The organism is Actinocorallia populi (assembly GCF_002995495.1).
In the GTDB taxonomy this organism is placed as follows: Bacteria; Actinomycetota; Actinomycetes; order Streptosporangiales; family Streptosporangiaceae; genus Actinocorallia; species Actinocorallia populi.
In genome coordinates this window covers 328,300-344,350 of the sequence record NZ_PVZV01000001.1, presented here as the reverse complement: position 1 = coordinate 344,350, position 16,051 = coordinate 328,300, and the positions used below count along the sequence as shown (strand labels likewise).

Genomic DNA, 16,051 nt, shown 5'->3' with positions numbered 1-16,051 from the left:
GGGACCACCCGGCAATGAGCGTTACCTACCGCGTCAAGGGCGGCAAGCAGCTGCAGGGCACCGTGTTCATCCAGGGGGCCAAGAACTCGGCACTGCCCATGATCGGCGCGGCGCTGATGGCCTCCAAGGGTCGCACGGTCCTGCGCAACATCCCGATCATCGAGGACGTGAAGCGGGCGGTCGAGCTGGCCCAGGCGGTCGGCGCCAAGGCCGACCTGCACGAGGCCGAGCGCACCCTGGTCATCGACGCCTCGGAGTTGAGCAGCCCGGTGCTGCCCGCGGAGATCGCCGCGCGCTTCCGCGGCTCGTTCCTGTTCGTCCCGGCGCTGCTGCACCGGCTCGGCGAGGCGGTGATCGAGGGCGTCGGCGGCTGCAACCTGGGCTCCCGCAACCTCGACTTCCACTACAACGGCTTCAAGCGCATGGGCGCGACGGTCACCGAGCACGACACCGACAGCGCGGACGGCGGCTACATCCACGTCAAGGTGGGCCAGCTGCAGGCCGGCACGCTGTACTGCGACACGCCTTCGCACACCGGCACCGAGAACCTCGTCATGGCCGGCGCGCTGGCCAACGGCACCACGCTGATCAAGAACTGCGCGCTGGAGCCCGAGGTCCTGGACAACATCGACTTCCTGCAGCGCATGGGCGCCCAGATCGAGGGCGGCGGCACCGGCTTCATCCGGGTCACCGGCGTGGAGGAGCTCACCGCGGTCGAGCACACCGTGATGCCCGACCGCATCGACGCGGGCGTGCTGGTCATGGCCTGCGCGATGACCGGCGGCGAGGTCAGCCTGGTCGGCGCGGAGCTGGAGCACCTGGGCGTGGCGGTCGACAAGCTCGAGCAGATGGGCGTGGAGTTCAACCAGCAGGGCGCGGTGCTGCAGGTGCGGCGCGACCGCCCGCTGCGCCCGATCAACATCATCACCGACGAGTACCCGGGCTTCGCCACCGACCTCCAGTCGCCGATCATGGCGCTGGCCACCCAGGCGGTGGGCGAGTCCTACATCTACGAGCGCATCTTCGACAGCCGCTTCCAGCTCGCCGAGGAGCTGATCAGGATGGGCGCCTCCATCGAGGTCGCCGGCAACCAGCGCGCCAAGGTCTACGGGCCGACGCCGCTGCGCGGCGCCCAGACCGTCGCCCACGACCTGCGCTCGGGCGCGGCGCTGGTGCTGGCGGGTCTGGCGGCCGAGGGCGAGACCGAGATCAGCCAGGCCTACTACATCGACCGGGGCCACTCGAATTTCGCCGAGAGACTCGCCGCCCTGGGTGCCGACGTGCAGCGGGGGACCGACTAAAGCGACCGGATTCGGTCACCCTTCGGTCCGGTTATCAGGCCCTTAAACCCCTTCACAGCCCATGATCCGCACTTTAAGGTGCGTGTTCATGGGCTGTGTGCGTTGACCGGAACCTGACCCCTCGGTAAGGAATTTCTGTCCGCACCCTTCCTTAGGTTACTTTTTCGCCGCACTCTTGATTCGGTTTCGCGTCAGAGAGCCACATCTGTGGGCGGATGCGCGGTCCGCCTGAAGAGGATGGGGAACCCGCGACATCGCGGGCGAGCTGTATCGAGCTACATAGGGCAACGTGGGCGGCCGAGAGGCAGGGGCGCATGAGTGGACCGCGGACGGGTGCTGCGATGACCCCGGACCTGACCATCGGCGTCGTCGGACCCCATGATCTCGTCGAACGCGTCATGTTGATGGGCCACGGGCCCACCCCGGTGCCCAGCCGCCTGGTCGCGGCGGCCTACCGGGACGAGCAGGAGGCCGCGGACAAGGTCGTGCGGCTGGGTTCGGGCGTCGACGTCTGCCTGTTCGCCAGCCCCGTCCCCTACGACTTCGCGCGCAAGGCCGGCGTGCTGACCATGCCCGCCACCTACGTCCCGCTCAACGGCGCCGCGCTGCAGGGCGCCCTGCTGCGGGCCGCGCTGGACGAGCGCTTCGACCCGGCCAGGGTGAGCGTCGACGTGCTGGGCCGCGGCGAGGTCGAGGAGGCCTTCGCCGAGGTCGGCCTGCCCGTGGACCAGGTGCACCTGCGCGAGGAGGTGGCCGGCCCCGGCACGCTGGCGGCCTTCCACGAGCGGTTGTGGCGCCGCGGCCTCACCAGCGTCGCGCTCACCTGCGTGCACGCCACCGCCGAGCGCATGGAGCTGGCGGGCGTGCCCACCCTGCGGATCCGGCCGACCGGCGCGGCCATCCGCAGCTCGCTGCAGACCGCCGCGCTGCTGGGCGCCCACCACCGGCTGGAGGAGTCCCAGCTGGTCGTGGTGCTGGTGGACGTGCCCACGCTGCGCGAGTCGCCGCGCCGGGTCACCCCCCGCTACTGGCGCGAGGAGCTCAAGCTGGCGCTGCACCGGGTGCTGCTGCAGGAGGCGCACCGGATGAACGCCACGGTGTGGCCGCTGGACGACCACAGCTACCTGGTCACCGCCACCCGCGGCTCGGTCGTCTCGGGCACCGAGGGGTTTCGCACGCCGCCGTTCGTGGAGCGGGTCCGCGAGGAGCTCGGCCTGGTGATCGAGGTGGGCATCGGCATGGGCCGCACCGCCCAGGAGGCCGAGACCCACGCCCGCGCCGCGCTGGCCCGTTCGCAGACCTCCCAGCGGGCGCAGGGCTTCGCGCTCGACCGCGACGGGCGGGCCCTGGTGCCCGCGCCGCGCCAGCCCGCACGCGGCGGGCAGCCCGCCAAACCCAAGGGATTGGAAACTTTGTCCCGGTTGGCCGATAAGCTCGGTGACCAAGGGGACATGGGGGCTCCGCTGATCGTCGACGCGGAGAACGCCGGACGTATGTTGGGCGTCACACCCCGTACCGCTCGCCGGCTGCTGAGGACGCTGGTGGAGGAGGGCCTGGCCTGGCCTCTTCCGCCCAACCGCACTCCCCAGCCGGGTCGGCCCCGCCAGCTCTACCGGCTCATCGTCGAGAAGCTGGGCCCCGGAAAGAGCCCCGGGTAACAGACACTTAATAGAAAAAGACTAAAATCCCCGCAACCACTGCACAACGAGGCGCGTCTCAAGCTGTGATTGCGCGTGGTCTGGAGGATTCGGCGTGGAGAGCGTATGGACGGTACCGGGTTACCGGCACATCCGTGAGATCGGCACGGGGGCGACCGGGCGGGTCGTCATGGCCGAGCACATGGAATCCGGCATCCAGGTCGCCGTCAAGTACCTGAACCCCGAGCTCGCCCTCGACCCCGCCTTCGTGGCGCGCTTTCGCGACGAGGCCCAGCTGCTCTCCGAACTCGAGGACCCGCACCTGGTGCAGTTCTTCGAGTACGTCGAGACGTCCACCCAGGCCGCGGTCGTGATGGAGCTGGTCGACGGGGTGAGCCTGTCCCAGATCCTGGCCGACGGCGGGCCGCTGGCGCCCGAGGCCGCGCTGGTCGTGCTCAAGGGCTCGCTGCTCGGCCTGGCCGCCGCGCACGCCTCCGGCGTCGTGCACCGCGACTACAAGCCCGGCAACGTGCTCGTCGACGGCGAGGGCAACAGCCTGCTGTCGGACTTCTGCGTCGCCGCGCGCGCCGACGAGAGGCTCCCGGTCGCCGGGACGCCCGCGTACATGCCGCCCGAGCAGTGGGCGGGCGGCCCCGTCACGGCCGCCGCGGACGTCTACGCCGCCACCGCCGTCTGCTACGAGTGCCTGACGGGCCGCCGCCCGTACGAGGCGCGGACGCTGCAGGAACTGGCGATGATGCACCAGAGCCGGCCGGCCCCGGTGGAGAACGTGCCGCCCGGCCTGCGCGACCTCGTCGCCGCGGGCCTGGCCAAGGACGTGCGGGGCCGCCCGCAGAGCGCGTTCGCCTACCTGCTGGAGCTGGAGATGACGGCCGGCGCCGCCTACGGCGCCGACTGGGAGGACAGGGGCCGCGCCCAGCTCAAGGCCCGCGCGCACTCGCTGGCGCTGCTGTTCCCCGTGACCCGGCCCCAGTACGAGCCGAACACCGAGGTCCTCACCACGGTCATGGACGCGACGGCGTCCGCGCCGCTCCTGCTCCCGCCGGAGCCCGCCAGGTACCGGCCGAGCACCCGCATGGGCCTGGTGGCCACCGCCGCGGGCGCGGTCATGGCGCTGGTCGTCACCGGCGCGCTGCTGGCGGTCAACGCCGCCGACCGCGACCAGGTCGTCCAGCAGGCGGCGCCCGCCACCCAGTCCTCGCCGACCGCGCAGACCGGCGGCGAGGTGCCCACCGGCGAGCCCGACGGGGTCCAGCCGGTCGGGGACCGGCCGTCCATCACCGTGACGGTCACCGCCTCGCCCTCGGGCGCCCCCTCCCCGGACGGCCCGGCCAAGCCCTCCGAGCCCGGGACCCCCACCGGTCCCAAGCCGTCCGAGACCGACTCCCCCGACCCGGACCCGACCGAGGAGGAGCCCACCGAGGACCCGGTCGACCCGGACCCCACCGATCCGACGGACCCCACGGACCCGACGGACCCGACGGACCCCACCGATCCGACCGATCCGACGGACCCCACCGATCCGACGGACCCGACGGATCCGACCGACCCGACGGACCCGACGGATCCCACGGACCCGGTGGAGCCCACCCCGCCGGGCGGGAAGCCGACGGACCCGGAGACGCCGGCCGTCCCGGAGGACACGACCGGCCCTGTCGCGCCGGGCGCCCCCGCCGAACGCCCGACGGCTTCGAAGACCCCTGAGAAGACCGAGGGCGGCGGCATCCTCGCCCAATGACGCCCGACGAGCCCGAGGCCGTCCGCGGCGACGTCCCCGCGGACGCCACGCGCCAGGACCCGGGCGGTCCGCGCCGCCCCCTGGACGCCTACGGCCGGGTGCCGCGACCGGCCGCGCCGCCGGAGGACGAGCGGTTCGCCCGGCGTCCCGGCCAGGACGCGCCCAGGATGTGGGACCCGGCCACGGCCGCCCGGCGCCGGCGCAGGTCGCGACTGACCTCGTGGGTGAGCATCGCGGTGTCCCTGGCCGTCATCGGCGGCGTTCTGCTGTGGCTGCAGGCCCGCGAACGGACCGTCCTCGAGGTGACGCGAGTGCGGGTGGAAGCCCCCGAGGGGCTGCTCGCGTGCGACAAGGCCAGCCGGTCGCGCACGGTGCGGCTGACGGCGGCACTCACCCTGAACGGCGGCACGGGCGAGATCCGCTACCGCTGGCGGCAGAGCGACCGCGAGCCGGGCGGGTTCGCCACCGCCGAGGTCTCCGCCGGTGAGGAGACCCTCGTGGTGCCGCTCAACTGGCAGGTGAGCGGCACCGGGCGCACCAGGCTCACCGGGACCTTCGAGGTGAGCGCGCCGTCCGCACGGGAGGCCTCAGCCTCGTTCGAGTACTCCTGCCGCTGACGCCGCGACGGCAAGGAAGGCGTCGTTCTCCTCCGGCGAGCCGATGGAGACGCGCGCGCCCTCCCCGGCGAACGGCCGGACGCTGACCCCGGCCCCCTCGCAGAGCTCGGCGAACTCCAGAGTGCGCTCGCCGAGCCGCAGCCACACGAAGTTGCCCTGGGACGGCACGACCGTCCAGCCCTGCCCGCGCAGCGCCGTGATGACGCGCTCGCGTTCCTTCGCGGTGACGGCGACGCGCTCCAGCAGCTCGTCCTCGGCCGCCAGGGACGCGATCGCGGCGGACTGCGCGAGGCTGTTCACGCTGAACGGCAGGTACACCTTGCGGATGGCCTCGGCGATGACCGGGTGCGCCACCAGGAAGCCCACGCGCAGCCCCGCCAGCCCGTAGGCCTTGGAGAACGTGCGCACCACCGCCACGTTCGGCCGGGACGGGTAGATCTCCAGGCCGTCCGGGACGTCGGCGTCCGTGAGGTACTCGCGGTAGGCCTCGTCCAGCACGACCAGCACGTCCTGCGGGACGCGGTCGAGGAACGCCTCCAGCTCGGCGCGCCGCACGACCTCGCCGGTCGGGTTGTTGGGGTTGCAGACGAGGACCAGCCGGGTCGCCGGGGTGATCGCGGCGAGCATCGCGTCCAGGTCGTGCCGCTCGTCGGCGAGCAGCGGGACCCGCACCGACGTGGCCCCCGACAGGTCGGCCAGCAGCGGGTAGGCCTCGAAGGAGCGCCAGGCGTAGACGACCTCGGCGCCGGGTTCGGCGACGGCCTCGAAGAGGTGCTGGGCCACGCCGACCGAGCCGCAGCCGACCGCGACGTGCTCCTCGGGCACCCCGTGGTGCCGGGCGATCGCGGAGATCAGCTCGGCGCAGGTGTTGTCGGGGTAGCGGTTGACCTGCAGGGCGGCCTCGGAGATGGCCTTCAGCACGGACGGGAGCGGCGGGTAGGGCGACTCGTTGGAGGAGAGCTTGAACGACCGTCCGTCGGGAGCGGCGACCGTACGGCCCGGCTTGTAGGCCTGGAAGCGGTCGAGAACGGAACGGAATCGCGGGCTCATCTCGTCTCTCTCCTCTGCGGGGTCCTGCACACTTTATGCCCGGGGCTCAGGCGCCCGGCCGGAGCATCGGCGGGTGGAGCTGCACCGCGCTGCCCCGCCGGAAGAGCCGGGCGGGCCGGCCGCCGTCGCGGGTGGTGGTCGTGCCGGTCGGCACCAGGAACCTGTCGGAGCCGGTCACCTTGCGGTGGAAGTTCCGCGGGTCCAGCGGGGTGCCCCAGACGATCTCGTAGACCCGGCGGAGCTCGGCGACGGTGAACTCCGGCGGGCAGAACGCGGCGGCCAGCGAGGTGTACTCCAGCTTGGACCTGGCCCGTTCCACGCCGTCGCGCAGTATCCGCCGGTGGTCGAAGGCGTTCTCCTCCAGGTCGAGCAGCACGTCCACGGGCTTCCACGTCACCTGGGCGCGGGACGACGCCGGCAGGTGCGGGGCCAGGCCGAGGTAGGTCACGCTGACCACGCGCTGGCGCGGGTCGCGGTCGGGGTAGCCGAAGGTCGCGAGCTGCTCCAGGTGGATGCGGACGTCGGCGAGCCCGGCCTTCTCGTCCATGACGCGGGCGGCGGCCACCGGGAGGTCCTCGTCGAGCTGGATGAAGCCGCCGGGCAGCGACCAGCAGCCGCGGTAGGGCTCGCGGTCCCGCATCCAGGTCAGCGCGCACAGCCGCTGCTCCCGCACGGTGAGCACGACGAGATCGACCGTGAGCGCGACCCTGGGCACCGACATGCCACAGAACCTATCCGGTGGGGACGGCCTCACGTGCCCGGTCGGGCGGGCCGGACCGGGCCGCGCCGTGCCGCTCAGATCCAGGTGCGGCCGGTGAGCCGCTCGTAGGCCTCGACGTACTTGGCGCGGGTCTGCTCGACGATGTGCTCGGGCAGCACGGGCGGCTCGGCGCCGGAGGCCGGGTCCCAGCCGGACTCGGGGGAGACCAGCCAGTCGCGGACGAACTGCTTGTCGAAGGACTTCTGGGAACGGCCGGGCTCCCAGTCGTCGGCGGGCCAGAACCGGGAGGAGTCGGGTGTGAGCACCTCGTCGCCCAGTACCAGCCCTCCGTCGCGCAGTCCCAGCTCGATCTTGGTGTCGGCGACGATCACGCCGCGGTCGCGGGCGAGCTCCGCGCCGCGCCGGTAGACCTCCAGGGTGATCCGGCGCAACTGCGCCGCGAGCTCCGCGCCGACGGCCCGCTCGACCTCGGGGAAGCTCATCGGCTCGTCGTGGGCGCCGACCGCCGCCTTGGTGGTCGGCGTGAAGACCGGTTCGGGCAGCCGCGAGCCGTCCACCAGGCCCTCCGGCAGCGCCACCCCGCACACCGAGCCGCTCTGGCGGTACTCCTTGAGCCCGCCGCCGGTCAGGTAGCCGCGCGCCACGCACTCCACGGGCACCATGTCGAGCTTCTTGACGACGACGGCACGCCCCGCCCACTCCGCGGGAGCGCCTTCGGGCAGCTCGGTGGAGACCACGTGGTTGGGCACGACGTCGGCCAGCTGCTCGAACCACCACAGGGACAGCTGCGTGAGCACCCTGCCCTTGTCGGGGATCGGCGTCTTCAACACGTGGTCGTAGGCCGAGATCGAGTCGCGCGCGACGATGAGCAGTTCACCGCCCGGCAGCTCGTAGAGGTCACGGACCTTGCCGCTGTGCAGGTGCTTCACGCCTTGTACTCCAGAACTTCCACCGGGTCGCCGACCTTGAGGTTACCGGTCGTCCGGGGGATCGCGTTCTGCCCGAACATCGCCTGCCGCTGACCTTCGAACTCCCGGGCCCGGTAGCGGGCCAGCGCGGCCAGCGGCTGCCGCCCCTTCACCCCGGTCTCCTGGTCGACGGTCGTGATCACGCACCGCCCGCACGGCTTGATGAGCTCGATCTCGGTCTCGCCGACCCGCAGCCGCCCGACGCCGTCCTCCCCGAACGCCCCCAGCCCGGAGAACACCAGGTTCGGCCGGAACCTGTTCATCGGCACGGGCTCGTCCAGGTGGCCGTTCAGGTCGTCGAGGGACTCCTGCGAGACCACCAGCAGCGGGTACCCGTCGGCGAAGGCCAGCTCGCCCTCGCCGCGCCGCGTCGCACGGTGCCCCGTGAACCGCACCAGGCGGCACTCCAGCCCGAGGAAGTCGGAGAAGTAGGCCGCGGCCTCGTCCCCCTGCTCCACTCCGAGGCACGGCCTGCCGTGGACGGTGACCTCCCGGACGCCTCCGTCGTCCACGGCCTTGTGGACGAACTCGTTGACGCTCAGCACCTCGCCGTCGTAGGCCGTCCGCAGCAGGGCCATGCGGGGGTGCTTCCGCTGCGACAGGAACGCGCCCTCCGCGTCGACCAGCATGAACTCCCGGTCGTGCAGCAGCCCCCTGGGCGTCAGCACCGCCTCCGTCAGCGGGATCCCCGCCCCGCTCTTCAGCGGATGAACGTTCAACGCGACCAGCGTGCCCATGCGCGGTCCTTCTCCCTCGGCCCTCGGATCGGCCACACCGCCGACCCTTCACACGGTAGTCGACCCGCTCCGTGCCTGGTCAGAGCCAGCCGTTGCGGCGGAAGCCGCGGTAGAGGAGGAGGCAGCCGGTGGCGATGACGGCGATGACGGCCGGGTAGCTGTAGACCCAGCCGAGTTCGGGCATGTGGTCGAAGTTCATGCCGTAGATGCCGGCTATGGCGGTGGGGAGCATGAGGATGGCGCCCCAGGCGGAGATCTTGCGCATGTCCTGGTTGTCGCCGACGGTCACCTGGGTCATGTGCGCCTGCAGGATGGGGTTCAGGAGCTCGTCGCAGGCGTCCACCTGCTCGCGGACGCGGGTGAGGTGGTCCTCGACGTCGCGGAGGTACTCGCGGATCTCCAGGGGGACCGAGCGGCGGTTGCACAGGGTGCGCAGGGGGGCGGCCAGGGGGCCGACGGCGCGCTTGAGCTGGATGGTCTCGCGCTTGAGGTGGTAGATGCGGTTGGTGTCGTTGGTGCGCTCGGGGGAGAAGACGGACTCCTCGACCTCGTCGACGTCCTGCTGGACGGCCTCGGAGACCGACAGGTAGCCGTCCACGACCCGGTCGGCGACCGCGTGCAGGACGCTGGTGGGGCCCAGCGCCAGGCGCTCGGGGTCGGCCTCCAGGCGGCGGCGGACGGACGCGAGCTCGGCGTGCGCGCCGTGGCGGACGGTCACCACGAAGTCCGGCCCGCAGAAGACCATGATCTCGCCGGTCTCGACCGAGTCGACGCCGTCCCTGTCGACGTAACCGGCGGTCTTCAGGACGAAGAACTGCATGTCGTCGTACCGCTCCAGCTTGGGGCGCTGGTGGGCGTTGATGGCGTCCTCGACGGCCAGCTCGGGCAGCCCGAACAGCTCGGCGAGCCGCTCCAGCTCGCTGGACTCGGGGTTGTGCAGGCCCACCCAGACGAACCCGGGCGACTCGGTGTCCCGCGGGACGAACAGCTCGCCGTCCCGCACGAGGCGGATCGCGTCGGCGACGCTCTCGGTCACCACGCGGTGGCCGTCGATGTAGACGGCCCAGTCGATCACCGCGCTGCCGCGGCGGACCACCGGGTCGCAGGCGACGGGCTTGGGGCTGCGTCCGAACAGGGACAAGCCGGGCACCTTGGTCATGGCCATGACGGGCTCCTTCACGCAGGACGGGGGACCCGGACCATCAAGGCAAAAACGCCGAAAGCGGCGCTCGACCTCCGATTATCGGAAGGAGCGCAGCGCGGGCGTGACCGGACCCCTGCAAGAGGTGGACTGCGGATGATGAGGCATTTCGCTGGTACTGCATGGATCACCAGTACTCATTCCGGCCACCTCCTCTCGGCTGGGGGACAGGGCCACGAACTTCTGCCAGGTTAGCAGCTGACACTTAAGACGTACCGGTCAACGTCAAGGTTCACACCCACGGCGAGATAGGCTCAACCAACGTGCGCGTCCTTGTTCTCGGATCCGGCGGCCGCGAGCACGCCCTGGTCCGATCCCTTGCCCAAGACCCCTCCGTGACCGCGCTGTTCTGCGCCCCCGGCAACCCCGGAACGGCGGCGTCGGCCGAGAACCACGTACTGGACCCCACCGACCCGATAGCCGTGGTCGAACTGGCCGTCCGGCTGAGGATCAACCTCGTGGTGATCGGACCCGAGGCCCCCCTGGTGGCCGGGGTCGCCGACGCGGTGCGCCGCGAGGGCATCCCCTGCTTCGGGCCCGACGCGGGCCCGGCCCGCATCGAGGGCTCCAAGGCGTTCGCCAAGGAGATCATGCAGGTCGCCGGGGTGCCGACGGCCCGCGCGTTCGTGTGCGACGACGCCGGCCAGATCGAGCAGGCCCTGGACGTCTTCGGCCCCCCGTACGTGGTCAAGGACGACGGGCTGGCCGCGGGCAAGGGCGTCGTGGTCACCGCTGACCGGGCCGAGGCGCTCGCGCACGCGCTGAGCTGCGAGCGCGTGGTGATCGAGGAGTACCTGGACGGTCCCGAGGTCTCCCTGTTCGCCCTGTCCGACGGCGAGCACGCGGTGCCGCTGCTGCCCGCCCAGGACTTCAAGCGCGCGCTCGACGGCGACGAGGGCCCCAACACCGGCGGCATGGGCGCCTACACGCCGCTGACGTGGGTCCCCGAGGGCATGGTCGACGAGGTGATGCGCACCGTCGTCCAGCCGACGATCGACGAGCTGCGCCGCCGCAACAGCCCGTACGTGGGCGTGCTCTACGCGGGCCTGGCGCTCACGTCGCGCGGGGTGCGGGTGATCGAGTTCAACGCGCGGTTCGGCGACCCGGAGACGCAGGTCGTCCTGGACCGGCTGGCGTCCCCGCTGGGCCTGCTCCTGCAGTCCTGCGCCATCGGCAACCTCGCCCCCGACACCAAGCTGGAGTGGAAGCCCGGCTCGGCCGTGACGATCGTCGTGGCCGCGGACGGCTACCCGGCGAACCCGGTGAAGGGCGACGCCATCGAGGGCCTGGCGGAAGCCGAGGCGGTGGAGGGCGCGTACGTCCTGCACGCGGGCACCGCGCTCGACGAGAACGACGTGCTCGTCAGCAACGGCGGGCGCGTGCTGTCGGTGATGGGCACCGGCGCGGACCTCGCCGAGGCGCGCAGCCGCGCCTACGAGGCGGTCGCGAGGATCTCGTTGCGCGGGTCGCACCACCGCGCCGACATCGCTCTCAAGGCGGCCGAAGGCCGTATCTGAATCCGCGGGAAAAGCCCCGGCCGTGCGCACACGGCCGGGGCTTTTCCCAAGGCTCAGAAGAAGACGGCTTCCCGCGTCCGGTAACGCCGGGGCAGATTCAGCCCCTGCTTTCTGGCGACGATGCGCAGCTGATCCGGATAATCCGAGACGATCGCCGAAACCCCCATCCGGATGAACCGCTCCATCTCCTCGGAATCGTTCACCGTCCAGACGGTCACCGGCATTCCGAGTTCGGCGGACTCCTTGACGACGTCCTCGTCGAGGATCGTGTACTGCGGGGAGTAGACGGTCGCCCCCGCCGCGAAGGCCGAGACCACGGGATGGCCGGGATCGGTTCCCGCGAGCCATTCCGGGGCGAGCGTCGGCGGCTCCGCCAGCGCCACCCGGCCCAGCCTGGGGGCGAGCCGCCGCGCGTGCTTGAGGAACCGCCAGTCGAACCCCAGCAGCCGCGACCGGCTGAGCAGCCCGTGCTCGTTCAGCACGCGCACCACGGTGGCGGTGAACTCCCCGACCTCGGCGTCGGGCCAGGACGGGTCGGTCTTCAGCTCTACGCAGAGCCGCACCGTGGGCGCGCACCGGATCAGCCGGCACACCTCCTGCAGGGTCGCCACGGGGGTCCCCGGCAGCGGGAGCTGCGTCAGCGTGAAGGGGTCCAGCGGGTCGTCGGGCCGCCGCACCCCCGAGTCGACGGTCTTGACCTGCGCCAGCGTCAGCTCCCGGATGCGCCGCCCCACATAGGGCCACATCGGGTCGCCGGGCTCGGCGGGGGCCCCGTCCACGGACGTCAGCGCCGAGAGCGTCTGGTCGTGGTGCACGACGACCGCGCCGTCGGCGGTCAGCCCCACGTCGAACTCGACCGCGTCGACGCCGAGGGCGAGCGCGTGCGCGATGCCGGGCAGCGTGTTCTCGGGCCGCAGCCCGCGCGCCCCCCGGTGGCCCTGGAGCTCCACCCTGCGCAGGAAAGGGGAAAACGTACGGAGAGTAATGGGCCAGACCCCCGCTCAAACCGGTGGTTGTTCCAAGAACAACCCTTATGGCCCCACAGGCTAGGGGCCCTCCCAACACCTCCATGCCCGTGTTCACCCGATTGACCGTGTGTTGTGAGGCACAACACCCCCAACGTCCCTCAAAAGTTGGCGCCCCCCGTGGCCCGGCTCACCTCATCACTCTCCGTGAATGAATTTCTGACGCCGGTAAAGGCATCTGTACGGGTGGGGCCGCACGGGCCCCGCCCGGCTCTCAGGTGGCGGGCAGGTCCCGGACGGCGGCGACGGCCTCGATCTCGACGAGCTGGTGGTCGTAGCCGAGGACGGTGACGCCGAAGAGGGTGCTGGGCACGTCGTGCTCGCCGAACGCGCCGCGCACGACCTCCCAGGCGGTGACGAGGTCGCTCTGCCGCGTGGACGCGACGAGGACCCGGGTGCCTATGACGTCTTCGAGCGAGGCCCCGGCGTCCTCCAGGGCGATGCGCAGGTTCTCCACGGCCTTGGCGGCCTGGCCGGCGTAGTCGCCGATGGCGGCCGTGGTGCCGTCGGCGTTCAGGGGGCAGGCGCCGGCGAGGTAGACCAGCCGCGCGTCGGCGGGAGCGGTGGCCGCGTACGCGTATTCGGCGACGTCGGACAGCCTGCCCGAGCGGATCAGGGTCACGGTCTTCGCCATGGGTGTCTCCTTTCGAGGGGAGGCCCGCGGGCCGCGGGAGGGCCCGCGGGCGGAACGACGGATCACGGGCCGGAGACCGGCCCCGTGCCCATGATCGTCTTGAAGCTATCCGTTCCGGCGGGCGTCGACCAGCCAGCATGCGGCGGTGAAGCGGACCTCCGTGCCGCGCACGTAGGGGGCGAACGCGCCGCGGACCGCTTCGACGACCTGCTCGCGGGTCCGCTCGTCCGCGTCGGGAAGCACCTGGCCCAGCGGTCCGAAGCGGGTGAAGTAGCCGGTCAGCTCGCTCTCGGGGAAGGCGCAGGTCACGTCGATCGGCTGGATGCCGATGCCGGACCAGCCGCTCTCCTCCAGGATGCGGTGGACCCTGTCGCGGTTCGCGAAGCCGAACTGCCCCGGCGCGTCCGGGACGCGGGCGGGGATGCCCGGCAGGAGCGGGGCCGCGGCGCGTTCGGCCGTCGTCATGAAGGGGTTGTCCTCGGCCCCGCGCCAGACGATGAGGCGGAGCCGGGCCCCGTCCTTCGCGGCATGCCGCAGGTTCGTGAAGGCGCGGACGGAGTCGCCGAAGAACATGACGCCGAAGCGCGAGACGATCGTGTCGAAGGAGGCCGGCTCGAACGCGTGGTCCTGCGCGTCGGCCTGGACGAACTCGGCCCGCACGTGCTCGCGTTCGGCGCGGGCCCGCGCGGCCTCGACCATCGGGCCGGAGATGTCGACGCCCGTGCAGTGCCCCTTCTCGCCGAGCCGCCGCGCGATGGCCACCGTCGTGCCGCCGGTGCCGCAGCCGACGTCGAGCACCCGTCCCCAGGGCCCGGCGGCCTCGACGAGGATCTCCTCGAAGTCCCGGAACATCTCGTCCATCATCGCCTGGAACTCGGTCCAGACCTGCCCGGACGGCCCGTTCCAGCGTGCGCTCTGGTCCTCGCTCGTGCGCGTGGTGTCCACGTTCGTCTCCCGTCCTGGTTCTCGTGGTTGCTTTTCCCTGCCGGAGGTGCAACCGTGCCACCTCAAGTCGACTTGAGGTCAAGAGCATGACGGATCTGGACATCGCCGAAGTGGCGCGCCGCACCGGCCTCGCCGTTTCGACCCTGCGCTTCTACGAGGAGAAGGGCCTGATCGCCTCCAGCGGCAGGCACGGCCTGCGCCGCCGGTTCGGCCCGGCCGTGCTGGAGCGCCTGGCGCTGATCCGCCTGGGCCGCACCGCCGGTTTCTCCCTCGACGAGATGGCCCGCATGTTCGCCCCGGACGGCCGACCGCACATCGACCGGGAGATGCTCGCAGCCAAGGCGCAGGAACTGGACGAGACGGTCGCCAGGCTCACCGCCCTGCGCGACGGCCTCCGCCACGCCGCCGCCTGCCCCGCCCCCACCCACCTGGAATGCCCCACCTTCCAGGACTTCCTGCGCTCCGCCGCCTCCGGCACCCTCGAACCCCCGCCCAGAACCCCGCTCCGCCGTCCCGCCCGAAGAGCCACGTAGGCCCTGGCCCGGCCGCTGCGGCGGGTTCGGGAGCCGCTCGGCGGGAGCCGCGGAGACGGTGTGGCCTGGTCCCGGTCGCTGCGGCTGGTCTCGCGGGCCGGGGGTTGTTCAGCGGAAGCCGAGGAGTGCGGTGACGGCGTGGCCTGGCTGTGGTCGTCGCGGTCGGTCTCGCGGGGCCGGGATCGGGTCAGCGGGCGTCGAGGAACGCGGCGATGTCGGCGGCGATCTCGTTCGGGTGTTCGCCGTTGATCGCGTGTGAGGCGTTCGGGTAGAGCTTCACCGTTCCGTTCCGGAGCGCGCGTTCGGCGACCTCGGGAGAGGCCTCGACGTCGTGCATCACCGACTCGCCGGCCAGGATCGCCAGCACCGGCATCGTCAGGCGGCCCAGCGCCTTCTCGTCGATGAGCGAGGGCTGGGGCAGGTGCAGCGTGTAGTTCTTCATGCCGGACTCGATCATGTCCGCGACCGGCACGTCCTCCACGGGAGCGCCGCCCGCGGTGTAGGAGTTGAACGAGTCGCGCCAGGACTTCGGCAGCCACGGCACGGAGGCGGGGATGGCGCGGACCGCCGTGCCGATCGGGATGTTCGAGAACGTGTACACGGGGTCGATCAGCGTCAGCGTGGCGACGTGCCGCGGCCTGTGGACGGCGAGGTTGGCGGCCGTCCAGCCGCCGATCGACAGCCCGACCACGTGGAAGGACTTCTCCGGCAGGTGCGCGAGCACCTGGTCCAGCCACGCGGCCTGGTCGGCGTCGGAGGTGATCGGCGCCTCCTGCACGCTCTTGCCCGGCTCGCCCAGCAGGTCGATCGTGTAGACGTCGCCGATCTCCAGCAGGCGCGGCAGGTTGTCCGCCCACACTGGTGACGCGGACGCCCTCCCGGGCAGCAGCACGAGCGGTTCGGCACGGTCGGAGGAACCCTCGTACCGGTAGGCCCGCACGAACCCGAAACCGGTGCGCACGTCGATCGTCTCGGCGGCCCGCGGCATGTCCGCCATCGCCCTGTCGTAGGCGGCCATGAAGTCCGCGTGGCCCTCGGCGCCGTTCCAGTGCCCCACGGGCGACGGCTTGCGCAGGGCGAAGGCCAGCGCCACGACCGCCACGGCGGCGACGGCGGCCGAGATCTTCAACACCCGCCAGCGACGGCGCCCGCGGTCCGCCCGAGCGGCCGCCCGCACCGCCTCACCGGCCTGCCGGTCCTGAACGGTCCGTTGGTCCTGCTGGTCCTGCTGGTCCCGCTCGGCTTGCCCGGGTCGCTCGGCTTGCCGCTCCCGTCCGGCTTGCTCGGCCCGCCGGCCCGGCTCGGCCTGCCGGGCCTGCTCGCCTGGTCCGCTCTGCTCGACGCCGTCCATCGGTCCCTCCGTGCTGAACACCGGTCATATTTTTGACCTCATGGTCAGAGAATAT

Annotated in this window: 15 protein-coding genes; 6 read left to right on the top strand and 9 right to left on the bottom strand. The window is 71.8% G+C overall.

Features of this window, described 5'->3' with window-relative positions; translation table 11 throughout:
• The first annotated feature begins 14 nt into the window (after window positions 1-14).
• From murA to C2865_RS01755, 4 genes are all read left to right on the top strand, one after another.
• The gene (gene murA, locus C2865_RS01770) at window positions 15-1,301 is read left to right on the top strand and encodes a UDP-N-acetylglucosamine 1-carboxyvinyltransferase (RefSeq protein WP_106396502.1); all 1,287 of its coding nucleotides are present in this window, start codon (window positions 15-17) and stop codon (window positions 1,299-1,301) included.
• 341 nt (window positions 1,302-1,642) lie between these two features.
• The gene (locus tag C2865_RS01765) at window positions 1,643-2,959 is read left to right on the top strand and encodes a transcriptional regulator (RefSeq protein WP_106396501.1); all 1,317 of its coding nucleotides are present in this window, start codon (window positions 1,643-1,645) and stop codon (window positions 2,957-2,959) included.
• 94 nt (window positions 2,960-3,053) lie between these two features.
• Entirely contained in the window at window positions 3,054-4,697 is a 1,644-nt protein-coding gene (locus C2865_RS01760) for a serine/threonine-protein kinase (RefSeq protein WP_106396500.1), read from the top strand.
• Complete coding sequence (locus C2865_RS01755; protein WP_106396499.1) at window positions 4,694-5,314, top strand: hypothetical protein; 621 nt, start codon at window positions 4,694-4,696, stop codon at window positions 5,312-5,314. The genes C2865_RS01760 and C2865_RS01755 overlap by 4 nt, the downstream gene beginning before the upstream one ends.
• Here C2865_RS01755 and hisC read toward each other — a convergent pair.
• The 5 genes from hisC to C2865_RS01730 all read right to left on the bottom strand — a co-directional run bounded on the left by hisC (window position 5,285) and on the right by C2865_RS01730 (window position 9,955).
• A complete protein-coding gene (hisC, locus tag C2865_RS01750) occupies window positions 5,285-6,364 on the bottom strand; it encodes a histidinol-phosphate transaminase (RefSeq protein WP_106396498.1) in 1,080 nt (359 codons plus the stop codon). The genes C2865_RS01755 and hisC overlap by 30 nt on opposite strands.
• Window positions 6,365-6,410: 46 nt before the next feature.
• Complete coding sequence (locus tag C2865_RS01745) at window positions 6,411-7,085, bottom strand: NUDIX hydrolase (RefSeq protein WP_106396497.1); 675 nt, start codon at window positions 7,083-7,085, stop codon at window positions 6,411-6,413.
• Window positions 7,086-7,159: 74 nt separating this feature from the next.
• Complete coding sequence (locus C2865_RS01740; protein WP_106396496.1) at window positions 7,160-8,014, bottom strand: phosphoribosylaminoimidazolesuccinocarboxamide synthase; 855 nt, start codon at window positions 8,012-8,014, stop codon at window positions 7,160-7,162.
• Window positions 8,011-8,790 carry an MOSC domain-containing protein gene (locus C2865_RS01735; protein WP_106396495.1) on the bottom strand — a complete coding sequence of 260 codons (780 nt, stop codon included), beginning with the start codon at window positions 8,788-8,790 and terminating at the stop codon, window positions 8,011-8,013. Before C2865_RS01735 ends, C2865_RS01740 begins: the two co-directional genes overlap by 4 nt.
• 79 nt (window positions 8,791-8,869) lie before the next feature.
• Entirely contained in the window at window positions 8,870-9,955 is a 1,086-nt protein-coding gene (locus C2865_RS01730) for a magnesium and cobalt transport protein CorA (protein WP_106396494.1), read from the bottom strand.
• 299 nt (window positions 9,956-10,254) lie between these two features.
• On the opposite strand from C2865_RS01730, the gene purD reads away from it, so the two are divergent.
• Window positions 10,255-11,508 carry a phosphoribosylamine--glycine ligase gene (gene purD, locus C2865_RS01725; protein WP_106396493.1) on the top strand — a complete coding sequence of 418 codons (1,254 nt, stop codon included), beginning with the start codon at window positions 10,255-10,257 and terminating at the stop codon, window positions 11,506-11,508.
• Window positions 11,509-11,561: 53 nt separating this feature from the next.
• On the opposite strand, the gene C2865_RS01720 is transcribed toward purD, so the two are convergent.
• The 3 genes from C2865_RS01720 to C2865_RS01710 form a co-directional block, all read right to left on the bottom strand.
• Window positions 11,562-12,458 (bottom strand): glycerophosphodiester phosphodiesterase family protein, encoded by an 897-nt coding sequence (locus C2865_RS01720; RefSeq protein ID WP_232835289.1) that lies wholly within the window; start codon window positions 12,456-12,458, stop codon window positions 11,562-11,564.
• Between the two features lie 289 nt (window positions 12,459-12,747).
• Window positions 12,748-13,167 carry a RidA family protein gene (locus C2865_RS01715; protein ID WP_106396491.1) on the bottom strand — a complete coding sequence of 140 codons (420 nt, stop codon included), beginning with the start codon at window positions 13,165-13,167 and terminating at the stop codon, window positions 12,748-12,750.
• A gap of 105 nt (window positions 13,168-13,272) precedes the next feature.
• Window positions 13,273-14,112, bottom strand: a complete 840-nt coding sequence (locus tag C2865_RS01710) for a class I SAM-dependent methyltransferase (protein ID WP_198652815.1) — start codon at window positions 14,110-14,112, stop codon at window positions 13,273-13,275.
• 86 nt (window positions 14,113-14,198) lie between these two features.
• On the opposite strand from C2865_RS01710, the gene C2865_RS01705 reads away from it, so the two are divergent.
• Window positions 14,199-14,645 (top strand): helix-turn-helix domain-containing protein, encoded by a 447-nt coding sequence (locus C2865_RS01705; protein ID WP_106396490.1) that lies wholly within the window; start codon window positions 14,199-14,201, stop codon window positions 14,643-14,645.
• A 187-nt stretch (window positions 14,646-14,832) separates the two neighbouring features.
• On the opposite strand, the gene C2865_RS01700 is transcribed toward C2865_RS01705, so the two are convergent.
• Window positions 14,833-16,017 carry an alpha/beta fold hydrolase gene (locus C2865_RS01700; protein ID WP_232835288.1) on the bottom strand — a complete coding sequence of 395 codons (1,185 nt, stop codon included), beginning with the start codon at window positions 16,015-16,017 and terminating at the stop codon, window positions 14,833-14,835.
• Window positions 16,018-16,051: the final 34 nt, after the last annotated feature.

What these genes read in the sequence shown, in the direction of transcription:
- murA (WP_106396502.1), top strand. Translation starts at nt 15, where the DNA reads ATGAGCGTTACCTACCGCGTCAAGGGCGGCAAGCAGCTGCAGGGCACC.
- C2865_RS01765 (WP_106396501.1), top strand. Translation starts at nt 1,643, where the DNA reads ATGACCCCGGACCTGACCATCGGCGTCGTCGGACCCCATGATCTCGTC.
- C2865_RS01755 (WP_106396499.1), top strand. Translation starts at nt 4,694, where the DNA reads ATGACGCCCGACGAGCCCGAGGCCGTCCGCGGCGACGTCCCCGCGGAC.
- hisC (WP_106396498.1), bottom strand. Translation starts at nt 6,364, where the DNA reads ATGAGCCCGCGATTCCGTTCCGTTCTCGACCGCTTCCAGGCCTACAAG.
- C2865_RS01745 (WP_106396497.1), bottom strand. Translation starts at nt 7,085, where the DNA reads ATGTCGGTGCCCAGGGTCGCGCTCACGGTCGATCTCGTCGTGCTCACC.
- C2865_RS01735 (WP_106396495.1), bottom strand. Translation starts at nt 8,790, where the DNA reads ATGGGCACGCTGGTCGCGTTGAACGTTCATCCGCTGAAGAGCGGGGCG.
- C2865_RS01730 (WP_106396494.1), bottom strand. Translation starts at nt 9,955, where the DNA reads ATGGCCATGACCAAGGTGCCCGGCTTGTCCCTGTTCGGACGCAGCCCC.
- C2865_RS01715 (WP_106396491.1), bottom strand. Translation starts at nt 13,167, where the DNA reads ATGGCGAAGACCGTGACCCTGATCCGCTCGGGCAGGCTGTCCGACGTC.
- C2865_RS01705 (WP_106396490.1), top strand. Translation starts at nt 14,199, where the DNA reads ATGACGGATCTGGACATCGCCGAAGTGGCGCGCCGCACCGGCCTCGCC.